Here is a 10,438-nt window from a genome sequence, read left to right on the forward strand (position 1 = left end):
CCGCCGCGCGCCGCCCGTGGCCGCCGCGCCGCATTTTCCCGCCGGCAGCGAAGGCGTGACCGCATGAGCGGGCGCCTCTCCGCCGCCGAATGGCGCGCCGTCCTGCGCCTCGCGCGGCCGCATGTCCGGGTGGCACCCGCGATGATCGCCCTCGGCATCGCCGCGTCGCTGGCGGAGACCACGGGCATCACCCTGGTCGTCGTCTTCCTGTATGCGGCCATGGGACACGGGGCGCGGGGTCCGTCGCCAGGTGGTCCGCTCGGCCTCGTGTCCGACCTCGCGGCGAGGCATCTGGGCGGGGGCGGCATCGTCGCCCTCACGCTCGGCATCTTCGCGCTGATCGCGGCCAAGGCGGGCCTCAGCCTCGCCTATGACGTCGTCTCCGCCGGCATCCGCAACCGCCTCAGCGAACGGGTGCGCAACGCGCTGCATCGCCGCTATCTGCACGCGCCGTATGCCGACATCCGCCGGCACGATCAGGGGACGCTGCTCAACGTCCTGGCGACGGCGTCCTGGTCGATCGCCGATGGCTGCATGTCGGCGGCCCGGGTGGTGATCAACGCGTGTTCGGTCGCGGTGTTCGGCGTGTTCCTGTTCGCCATGTCGTGGCGCATCACCTGCGTCGCGGCGATCGGCTCGCTGATGCTGTTCGCGGCGATGCAGCTGCTGTCGCGCCGCGCCCATGCCCTCGGCGCGGAGACCCGCCGCGTCAACCACGGCCTCGCCGGTGAGACGCTGGCGACGCTGCAGGGCATGCGGACCATCCGCGCCTTCGGGCAGGAGCGGCGGCGGCAGGCGTCGTTCGAGTCCGCCTCGGCGGATGCGCGCGCGATCGGATTCCGGCTGGAATGGCTCTACGCCATGATCCAGCCGACGACCGAGATCGGCTATTTCGCGCTGCTGTGCGTGGTCGTGGCGCTGGCGCAGGCGAGCGGCATCTCGTTTGCCACGACGCTCGCCTGCGTCGCCCTCCTCTACCGGCTGCAGCCGCATCTGCGCGAGCTGGAGGGGCATCTGCTGCATGTGGTGGTGCTCGGGCCCGACATCCGCTCGGTGCTCGCCCTGCTGGATTGCGGCGCGGACGGCGACAGCGGCGAGGCACGAGCCGGGGACCGACGCTTCTCCGGTCTGCGCGAGGGCATACGCTTCGACCGTGTCGCCTACACCCACCCGGGCAGCCGCGAGCCCGCCCTCGCCGACGCGAGCTTTACCATCGCGGCAGGCGGGCGGACGGTGATCCTCGGCGACAGCGGCGCCGGCAAGACCACCATCGTCAACCTGCTGCTGCGCCTCTATCGTCCCGACGCGGGCGCGATCCTGGTGGACGGCGTCCCGCTCGACCGCCTCGCGCGCGGCGACTGGCTCGGCCGCATCGCGGTGGCCGGGCAGGACGTGGAACTGATCGAGGGCACCGTCGCGGACAACATCCGCCTCGCCCGCCCGGACGCCGCGGCGGCCGCCCTGCGCGCCGCGGCCGACGTCGCGGGTGCGCTCGACTTCATCGACGGCCTGCCGGACGGCATCGACAGCTGGATCGGCCAGCAGGGGCTCAATCTGTCCGGCGGCCAGCGCCAGCGCATCGGCATCGCGCGGGCCGTGCTGTGCGACCCCGACCTGCTGATCCTCGACGAGGCGACCAACGCGCTCGACGCGGTGACCGAGGCGCGCGTGGCCGCCCGGCTGGACGCCGCCTTCGCCGGACGTACCATGGTCATCGTCACCCACCGCGCCGGCACGGCACGCCCCGGCGATCACGTGGTGCGGGTGCAGCAGGGCGGCGTCTCGGCCACGGCGGAAGCGGGGCGCCCGGGCGCGCGGCCGGCCCGCGTCGCGTGAGGGGCCCGGCCGCTTCGCGCCGCGCCGCCGTCAGCCGGTCCCCGCGTCCTCCAGGATCGTCCGGGCGGGCGCGTATTGATGCCGTGCTCCCGCCCTTTGCCCGCGCCCCGCGGGCCACGCGGCCGAGCATATCGGCCGGACGCACCCGCGTCGCGGGAGCGGTCGCAGTCACGCCATGGCGGGGGTGCCGCCGGCCAGCAGCGGGGCATGGCGGGCGACCGTCCTGATCCAGGCTTCTTCCCGCACCGCATCGGCGTCGCTGCCGGCCAACCCGCCGGCCACGGTGGTCCAGAGCTGCGTGTCGATGCGCGAGCGGGCCGCCAGCGCGTCGAAGGCCGACGCCGTCAGTTCGCGGGCAAGATCGCCGCGCAGACCGCGCGGCATCGGCGTGGTCTCGTTGCAGCGTGCAAGGTCGAGCGGCCGTCCGAGCCATGCCTGCAGCCGCGCCTCCCAGCCCGCGACCTCGACCACGTCGACGAACGACAGTTGCGCGAGGCGGCGGCGCGCATCCGTCAGCAGCCATGCCTCGTCGTCGGGCGCGATGAAGCCGCCGTCCGGGATCAGCGGATGCGGCCAGAGCAGCGCGCGGGTGATCATGTTGTCGGTCTGGCAGGCGACCGCGGGCGCGCGCAGAAAGGCCGCGAGCGGCAGCCGGGCGAGCCGCACGCGGTCCGCCCAGGTCCCCCAGCCGGCCAGTTGCTCGTCGCTGTGGCTACGCCAGAACAACCAGAGGGAGAGCAGCCGCGATCGCGGTTCGCGCAGCACCGACAACAGCCGTGCCCGTGGATACCGACCCATCAGGGTGCTGAGGGCGAAATGACCCGCCACGAAATCGGCGGGCGGCAGGTCATGCGGCCGGAGATGGATCGCGGCCCGTGTCGGCGCGTCGAACGTGTCGAAATCGGCATAGTCGCCGAACAGCGACGCATCGAACCCACCCACGGACGCGGCCGGCGCCAGGGCGCGCCGCAGGGCGAGGACGAGACTGGTGCCCGCCGTCTTCGGGATGTGCATGAAGGCCACGGCGGGGTGGCCGGCGGGGAGCCTGTCCATGTTACCGTTTCATTACGGTCACGGCGGCCCGCCCCCACGTCAGCCCGCGGCGATCATCGTCCGTTCACGCAATGACGGTGCCCCGGTATCGCCCGTCAGCATCGCCCGTCAGATCAGGAAGCCACTGAGGGTCGCGGCCTCGTCGAGCAGCTCGCGCAGATAGGGGCCGGTCATGGTCGCGACGCTCGCCTGTTCCAGCCGGGCGCCGACATTGAGCGCGGCCACGACGGTGCCGTCGAACTTGCGCAGCGGCACGGCGATCGAGCGGAAGCCGTATTCCGCCTCCTGATCGACAAAGCAGGAGCCGGCCGCGCGGGCGTCGATGATCGCGCGGCGGACCGCCGCCCGGTCGGTCAGCGTGTGCTGCGTCTGCGCGACCAGCGCAACGCGGTCCAGATAGGCGTCGAGCGCCGGGTCCGGCAGCGCCGCCAGCAGCACGCGGCCGAGCGCGCTGCAATAGGCGGGCAGCCGGTAGCCGATGCCGACCCCCGCCGGCACCAGCTGATCGGGTAGCGCGCGGGCGATCATCACCACCTCGTCGCCCTCCAGCACCGCGGCGGTGCAGCTCTCGCCGAGGCGGCGGGCGATGCGGTCGCAGGCCGGCTGCAGGAGGGTGGAGATCACGTTCGACGTGAGATAGGCGGCGGCGAGACGCAGCACGCGCGGCGTGAGGCGGAAGCGCCGTTCCTCCTGCGCGACGTAGCCGAGCGCCGTCAGGGTCAGCAGGGCGCGGCGCACCGTCGCGCGCGGCAGGTCGACGGCGCGGGCGATGTCGCTCAGCGACTGCGAGCGGCGGGTCTCGTTGAAGGTGGCGAGCACCAGCAGCCCGCGGGCGAGCGCCTCGGAATAATCCGGCCCGAGGGCCGCCGCCCGCCGCCGGTCGGCATCGTCCTCACGCAACCTGGACATCGCCCGGATGTGCTCCCCGCCGCGCGTTTTGCCCGTGCAAGGCCGTGGCCCGGCGGGCTAGCATATCGAATTAACGGACCTTTGTTCGTTAATCGGACAAGCCTAGGGCAAACAGCGGAGGGTGTCGATGCTGACCGCCGAGCGCAACGCGCTGATCACGCAGTCCGGGCCGGGCACGCCGCTCGGTGCCTTCATGCGCCGTTACTGGCAGCCGGCGGCGCTCGTGGACGAGTTGGCGGGGGAGCGGCCGGTCTGCCGGGTGCGGCTGCTCGGCGAGGATCTTGTGCTGTTCCGCGACGAGGCCGGGCGGTACGGGCTGCTCGACCGGCACTGCGCGCATCGCGGCGCCGATCTCGCGTTCGGCAGGCGCGAGGATGGCGGCCTGCGCTGTCCGTTCCATGGCTGGCTGTTCGACGCGACCGGCGCGTGCCTCGAACAGCCCGCCGAGCCGGTCGGCAGCCAGTTCTGCAAGTCGGTGCGCCAGACCGCCTATCCGTGCCGCGAGGCGGGCGGGATCGTGTTCGCGTATATGGGCGAGGGCGCGCCCCCCGCCCTGCCCGGCTTCGACTGCTTCGCGGCACCCGATGCCTATACGTTCGCGTTCAAGGGCCGGATGGACTGCAACTGGCTGCAGGCGCTGGAGGTCGGCATCGATCCGGCGCACGCGTCCTATCTGCACCGCTTCTTCGAGGACGAGGACACCGCGCAGTCGTACGGGCGACAGTTCCGCGGCGCGACGATGGGCGCCGACATGCCGATGACGCGCATCCTGCGCGACTACGCCCGGCCGCGGATCGAGGTGGAGACGACCGAATACGGTCTGCGCATCGCGGCGCTGCGCCGGCTCGACGAGGAGGCGCAGCATATCCGCGTCACCAACATGGTCTTCCCGCACGGCATCGTCATACCGATGAGCAAGGACATGACGATCACCCAATGGCACGTGCCGGTGGATGACACGCATTGCTACTGGTACGCGATCTTCACCAGCTTCGCGGCCCCGGTGGACCGCGACCAGATGCGCCGCCAGCGGCTCGCGCTGTACGAACTGCCCGACTACATCCCGCGCAAGAACCGCGACAACGACTACGGCTTCGACCCGCGCGAGCAGGCGACGCGCACGTATACGGGGATGGGCGACGACATCAACGTGCATGACCAGTGGGCGGTGGAATCGATGGGCGCGATCCAGGACCGCACGAAGGAGCATCTGGGCAGCAGCGACCGCGCCATCGCCGCCTATCGCCGGTTGCTGATGCGCGCCATCACCGATGTCGCGGAGGGTCGCACGCCGCGTCTGGCCGGCCCGGCGGAGGCGGTCGCGGGCATCACCGGCCCCGCGTCGATCGACGTGATCGGTCCCGTCGAGGGGTGGGAGGAGTACTGGCGCCAGCAGGACCGCGCGCGACGCGACGCCACGCCCTGGCACGCAGCGCTGTCCGCCGTCGCCTGAGCGGCGGGATGGATAGTTTCGCGGCGCGCCACGGCGCGTGGACCGCCGAACAGCACGACGCCGCCGCGGAGGTGGCCGCCCGCATCGCCGAGGACGGGATCGGCGTCGTGCGCTTCGCCTTCGTGGACGCGCATGGCGTGCTGCGCGGCAAGACCCTGGTCGCCGAGGAGGCGGTGCGCCTGCTGGATCAGGGTGCCACCGCGACGACGACGATGGTGCTGAAGGACCTGTCGGGCAAGACGGCGTTCCCCGTCTTCGCGGCGGGCGGCGGGTTTCCGCTGCCGGAGATGCGCGGGGCGGCCGACATGGTGATGCTGCCCGACCCGTCGACGTTCCGCGTGCTGCCCTGGGCGCCGCATAGCGGCTGGGTGCTGTGCGACCTGTATCTGCCGGACGGACGGCCGATGCCGCTGTCGAGCCGCGGCGTGCTGCGCGCGCAGACCGCGCGGCTGGCGGCGCGGGGGCTGACGTACGTCGCCGGGATCGAGATCGAATGCCACATTCTCGCGCAGCCCGAGGGCGCGTCGGCGGACGGACGTCCCGCGACGCCGCATCTGCTCAATCCGGGCTTTCAGTACCTGACGGAGCTGCGTTACGACGCGCTCGATCCGCTGCTCGAACGGCTGCGCGCGGCATTGCAGGCGCTCGGCCTGCCGCTGCGCACGCTGGAGGTGGAGTTCGGGCCGAGCCAGATCGAGCTGACCTTCGCGCCCGCCACGGGCCTGCTGCCGGCCGACCAGATGATCCTGATCCGCTCCGCCGTGAAGCAGACCTGCCGGCGGCACGGCGCGGTCGCGACTTTCATGTCGCGCCCGCGCCTGCCGAACGTGGTGTCGAGCGGCTGGCACCTGCATCAGTCGCTGCGCGACGCAAGCGGGGTGAACGTGTTTGCCGGCACCGCGGACGGCGCGGGGCTGAGCGCGACGGGCATGGCGTATCTCGGCGGCCTGCTCGCGCATGCGCGGGCGGCGTGCGCGTTCACCACGCCGACGATCAACGGTTACAAACGATACCGGCCGCTGTCGAACGCGCCGACGCGCGCGAGCTGGGGTCGGGACAACCGGGGCGTCATGGTGCGCGTGCTCGGCCGCGCGGGCGATGCGGCGACGCGGCTGGAGAATCGCGCGGGCGAGCCGGCCGCCAATCCTTATCTGGCGATGGCGGCGCAAATCGCCTGCGGCCTCGACGGCATCGAGGCCGGACGCGATCCCGGGCCGCCGAGCGAGGCGCCCTATGATGACGACGACGCGCCGCCGCTGCCGCGCAGCCTGATGGAGGCCATCGCCGCGCTGCGCGACGATGCCTGCCTCAACGCGGCCTTCGGACCGGCCTTCATCGACTATTTCGCGCGGCTGAAGGGCGCGGAGATCGAGCGGTTCATGGCCGAGGTCACGGAGTGGGAGCAGGCGGAGTATTTCGACCTGCTGTGACGAATGTCATCTACCGCGGGACTGTTATTCCGGCGGCCGGATCACGATCTGTGGGAGACGCGCGCTCTTGCGCGGCGCGTGCCCCCAACACGAGAGAGAAGCATGGCCAAAGGTCAGAAGCGCAGCAACCGCGAAGCCAAGAAGCCCAAGCAACCGAAGGTGAAGCCGGTCGCGGGCAGCTCCGTCCTCGCCGGCGCGCGGACGCCGCCGACGCAGCCGCCCGCCAAGAAGGGTTAGGGCGGTCGCGGCCGGTCGGGAGGGCGCCCCGTGATGACCGCGACGGATGCGCCGGACCAGCGGGATATGGCCCTGCGGGCGGTCGCGCTCCGGTTTCAGGCCCCGGTGCGGGGCGCGGGTCTGGCACAGGCCGCCACCACGTTCCTGCCGCTGCTCGCATTGCTCGCGGCGATGCATGTCGGCCTCCGCCTGGATCTATGGCCCGTGCTTCTCCTCGCCGTGCCGGCGGCGGGTCTCGTCGTGCGCGCCTTCGCCCTGCAGCACGATTGCGGACACGGATCGCTGTTCCGCTCCCGCCGCGCCAACGACGCGCTGGGGCGGGCGTGCTCGCTGTTTACCTTCACGCCCTATGCGCATTGGCGGCGCCAGCATGCCGGCCATCACGCGACGTGGAACGACCTCGGTCAACGCGACCGCGGCGCCGACATCTATTCGACCTGCGTGACGTCGGCGGAGTATCGCGCCATGGGGCGCGGGCGGCGGTGGCGTTTCCGCGCCCTGCGCCATCCGGTCGTGGCGCATCTGCTGCTGCCGCCGCTGGTGTTCCTGGTGCTCTACCGCATCCCCTTCGACGCCCCGCGCGGCTGGCGGCGGGAGCGGCGGGGCGTGCATCTGACGAATCTCGGGCTGGCCGCCCTGTATGGCGGGCTTTGTCTGCTGCTCGGCGTCTGGCCGGTGATGCTGGTGCTGCTGGCGGTGATGATCCCCGCCGCCATCGCCGGTGTCTGGCTGTTCTCGGTGCAGCACCGCTTCGAGGGCGTGCGCTGGCTGCGCCACGCGGAGTGGACGGTCGCCGCCGCGTCGCTGGAAGGCAGCTCCTATCTGCGGCTGCCGCGGATATTGCGGTGGTTCACCGGCCGCCTCGGCTTCCATCACGTGCACCACTTGGCGCCGCGGATACCGAATTACCGGCTGGAGGAATGCCATGACGCCGATCCGGCGTTCGCACGGGTGCGCGTCATCACCCTGCGCGACGCCCTCGCCGCGCCCCGCTACCTGCTGTGGGACGAGGCGGCCGGGCGCATGGTGACGGTCGCGCAGGCTGTGCGGGGCGTTCCCATGGCGGTATAGGCCGCCCGCGGGCCGCTCAAGCGAGAACGACCAGCGGCGCGGGGCTCAGGGCGTGGGATTGACCATCGGGTGGTCGGGATCGTCCATCCGGCCGGTCAGCGGCACCACGCCGCCGGTCGTGTCATCCAGAACCAGTTGCGCCACCGCGCAGATGAACGATGTCAGCCGGTAGCCGTCGTGGCGCGACAGGGCGTTGTCGAAGGCGCGCATGTTCCAGAACGGATCGTTCGCCCGTGTGATCGGGGCCATGCCCGACAGCTCCAGACCGTGCAGGAACTGCGCCGCCGGCGGCCCCTGCCCGACCACGCCCGGCTCCTCCGGTCCCAGGATATCGCTGTCCCAGAACAGGCCGTACTGCGCCTTCTGCGCCGCGCGGGCGCGGATCAGCCAGCGATTCGACAGCGGACAGTCGATCGGCGCATCCGCGAGCGTCGCATACGGGTGGTGCGGCTCGATGCCGACCGCGTGATGGCCGAGCAGCTCGTGCGTCGTGCCGAACGGCGCCGCCGAGGGCAGCGCATCGGCGAGCACGCCGGTCGCCGGGCGCGGCGGATCGAGATTGCCGATCGTGTGCGAGTCCTCCGGCGCGGTCACCTGGAACGGGAAGGTGCGCAACACCACGGCAAGCGCGCGCAGCGGCAGGGTTGCCAGCGACGCCAGCAGTCCCGGCGGACGCGGCGTCTCGCAGCCCTGCCCCGCCGGCTGGCGTCCCTCGTAATGCGCGGCGAGGCGGTCCAGGTAGGCGGAGGCCGGCCGGAAGTCGAACTTGAACGTGGGGAACAGGTCGTGCGTCGCCCAGTCATAGTCGACGCCGGAATCGAACATCGACGCGGTGGCGGCCAGCGCCTCGCGGATGCGCGCCCGCGCCGCCCGGAAGCGGTCGTTGAGATCGAGCCCGATCCAGGCACAGTCACCCGCCCGCAGGCCCCCGGCCGGAAAGGCCAGCGCCGCGGTAATCGAGACGACGACGGGCTTCTGCCGGTCGGGAAAGAAGTCGTTGTCGGCGATCACCGCCGCGGCCGGTGTGTTGATGTCGGTGTGAAAGGCGGTGCGCGCCCAGACCTCGCGCTGGATGCTCGTCCACTTCGTCGCCTCGGCCGCCGGGTTGACCAGCACCACCAGATCGCCGAGCACCGGCGGCATCAGCGTGCCGGGCTGGTGACGCCGGACCATCTTGACCAGGTCGTCGCGCAGTCCGGTCGCGAGCATGTCGCCGCCCAGACTGTGGCCGACGACGAGCATGCGGTTGTGGCGCGGGTCCGACGGGCCGGTCGGCGCCAGCACGGTCTCGAGGCTGCGCAGCGCCGAGATGGTGCCCGGTGCCACGCTTTCGGCGACCGGCTTGCGGTCGAACAGGGTCGTGCCGGCCGAAAGCGTGCTGATCGCGCCGCCCAGCCAGTTGCCGAACATACGCCGCAGGCCGCGCTCGTCGACGCGCGCGCCGCGCCAGCCGACATAGATCGCGGTCACCTTCATGTCGCAGTAGACCGGCTCCGACGCGCAGCGCTGTCGGACGAAGCGCACGGCATGCGCGGCGTACAGCCGTAGGTCGGCGACGTTGGTGTCGCCCACCTGCGCGTCGTGACGCCAGCCATGGATGAACACCAGGACGAAGTTCGATCCGGTCGCGAGGTGCTGCTTCAGCACGTCGAGCTGCGATTGGATCGGGGTGACCTGCGACGCCGCCATGTGATGCTCGCGCATCTCGGTCTCCGCCGCGTGCTGCAGCATCGCCGCGTCGATCTCGATGTCCGTCGTGCCCGCGTCCGCGGACACCAGCGCATAGGGCTCGCCGTCCTCCTTCAGCTCCAGGAAGCCGAGATAGTAGTCGAGCGGCTGACCGTCCGGCCGGGTCGAGGGCACGATGTGACGCTGCAGGGCGCAGCGGAAGCGGCGGCCCCACGCGGGGTCCTTTGCCACCGCCGCGTCCTCGTCGTCGCTCGGGTCCGCCCAGCCGCCGTCATTGGCCTGCATGAACTCGCCGATATGGCCGCGCCCCTGATCGGCAAGGATCGTCCAGCCCTTCGCCAGCCCCTGCCGGCAGAAGCCCACGTTGGGGTCGATGTCGCGATAGGCGCGATCCCGCGGCGTCGAGAGGACCACGTAATTGAGGAAGGTGAGGCCGAGCACGAGGAAGGCCAAGCCACCCAGCACCGTCAGCCCCGCCCGCACGAAGCGCCCGTACCAGCGGGCGACGGCGCGGGTGACGGAATGGGACCAGTAGCTGCGCCGTTGCGGCGCGTCGGTCGGATCGGTTGCCATCTCGTCGCCGCGTGCCCTTCTGGCGTGGCTGCCCGCCGGCAGTCTGCCAGCACGGCCGCGCGGGGGCGAGTCGGCTGAGGCGGCGGCCCGCCCCGTCCTTACGCGGTGGCGGCGAGCCGGAGCGCCGTCCGCCGGCAGTCGCGGAGATCGCGCCGGGCGAGGTCGCGCAGACGTTCGGCCGTCGCCT

At 71.8% G+C, this 10,438-nt stretch carries 8 protein-coding genes; 5 read left to right on the top strand and 3 right to left on the bottom strand.

Going from position 1 to position 10,438, the window contains the following annotated elements; all coding sequences use genetic code 11:
- Positions 1-63 precede the first annotated feature (63 nt).
- Positions 64-1,836 carry an ABC transporter ATP-binding protein gene (locus tag B8460_RS00790; protein ID WP_048859662.1) on the top strand — a complete coding sequence of 591 codons (1,773 nt, stop codon included), beginning with the start codon at positions 64-66 and terminating at the stop codon, positions 1,834-1,836.
- A gap of 168 nt (positions 1,837-2,004) precedes the next feature.
- Here B8460_RS00790 and B8460_RS00795 read toward each other — a convergent pair whose 3' ends face one another.
- Positions 2,005-2,889, bottom strand: a complete 885-nt coding sequence (locus B8460_RS00795) for a hypothetical protein (RefSeq protein ID WP_048859663.1) — start codon at positions 2,887-2,889, stop codon at positions 2,005-2,007.
- A gap of 108 nt (positions 2,890-2,997) precedes the next feature.
- A complete protein-coding gene (locus B8460_RS00800) occupies positions 2,998-3,798 on the bottom strand; it encodes an IclR family transcriptional regulator domain-containing protein (RefSeq protein WP_084623067.1) in 801 nt (266 codons plus the stop codon).
- Positions 3,799-3,925: 127 nt separating this feature from the next.
- Here B8460_RS00800 and B8460_RS00805 point away from each other — a divergent pair, with 127 nt between their 5' ends.
- From B8460_RS00805 to B8460_RS00815, 4 genes are all read left to right on the top strand, one after another.
- On the top strand, positions 3,926-5,251 hold the full coding sequence (locus B8460_RS00805) for an aromatic ring-hydroxylating dioxygenase subunit alpha (RefSeq protein ID WP_048859664.1): 1,326 nt from the start codon (positions 3,926-3,928) through the stop codon (positions 5,249-5,251).
- A gap of 8 nt (positions 5,252-5,259) precedes the next feature.
- Positions 5,260-6,681 (top strand): glutamine synthetase family protein, encoded by a 1,422-nt coding sequence (locus tag B8460_RS00810; RefSeq protein ID WP_048859665.1) that lies wholly within the window; start codon positions 5,260-5,262, stop codon positions 6,679-6,681.
- Positions 6,682-6,783: 102 nt separating this feature from the next.
- Positions 6,784-6,918, top strand: a complete 135-nt coding sequence (locus tag B8460_RS23545; RefSeq protein ID WP_277813911.1) for a hypothetical protein — start codon at positions 6,784-6,786, stop codon at positions 6,916-6,918.
- Between the two features lie 33 nt (positions 6,919-6,951).
- Positions 6,952-7,989, top strand: a complete 1,038-nt coding sequence (locus tag B8460_RS00815) for a fatty acid desaturase family protein (RefSeq protein ID WP_052945097.1) — start codon at positions 6,952-6,954, stop codon at positions 7,987-7,989.
- A 45-nt stretch (positions 7,990-8,034) separates the two neighbouring features.
- Here the strand turns inward: B8460_RS00815 and B8460_RS22775 are convergent, their stop codons facing one another.
- Positions 8,035-10,251 carry a hypothetical protein gene (locus tag B8460_RS22775; protein WP_048859666.1) on the bottom strand — a complete coding sequence of 739 codons (2,217 nt, stop codon included), beginning with the start codon at positions 10,249-10,251 and terminating at the stop codon, positions 8,035-8,037.
- Positions 10,252-10,438 lie beyond the last annotated feature (187 nt).

The sequence above is a fragment of the Acidisphaera rubrifaciens HS-AP3 genome (genome assembly GCF_000964365.1).
GTDB classification, from domain to species: domain Bacteria; phylum Pseudomonadota; class Alphaproteobacteria; order Acetobacterales; family Acetobacteraceae; genus Acidisphaera; species Acidisphaera rubrifaciens.

Bases quoted from the DNA above. Each gene is read 5' to 3' on its own strand.
- B8460_RS00790 (WP_048859662.1), top strand. From the start codon at position 64: ATGAGCGGGCGCCTCTCCGCCGCCGAATGGCGCGCCGTCCTGCGCCTC.
- B8460_RS00795 (WP_048859663.1), bottom strand. From the start codon at position 2,889: ATGGACAGGCTCCCCGCCGGCCACCCCGCCGTGGCCTTCATGCACATC.
- B8460_RS00800 (WP_084623067.1), bottom strand. From the start codon at position 3,798: ATGTCCAGGTTGCGTGAGGACGATGCCGACCGGCGGCGGGCGGCGGCC.
- B8460_RS00805 (WP_048859664.1), top strand. From the start codon at position 3,926: ATGCTGACCGCCGAGCGCAACGCGCTGATCACGCAGTCCGGGCCGGGC.
- B8460_RS00810 (WP_048859665.1), top strand. From the start codon at position 5,260: ATGGATAGTTTCGCGGCGCGCCACGGCGCGTGGACCGCCGAACAGCAC.
- B8460_RS23545 (WP_277813911.1), top strand. From the start codon at position 6,784: ATGGCCAAAGGTCAGAAGCGCAGCAACCGCGAAGCCAAGAAGCCCAAG.
- B8460_RS00815 (WP_052945097.1), top strand. From the start codon at position 6,952: ATGACCGCGACGGATGCGCCGGACCAGCGGGATATGGCCCTGCGGGCG.
- B8460_RS22775 (WP_048859666.1), bottom strand. From the start codon at position 10,251: ATGGCAACCGATCCGACCGACGCGCCGCAACGGCGCAGCTACTGGTCC.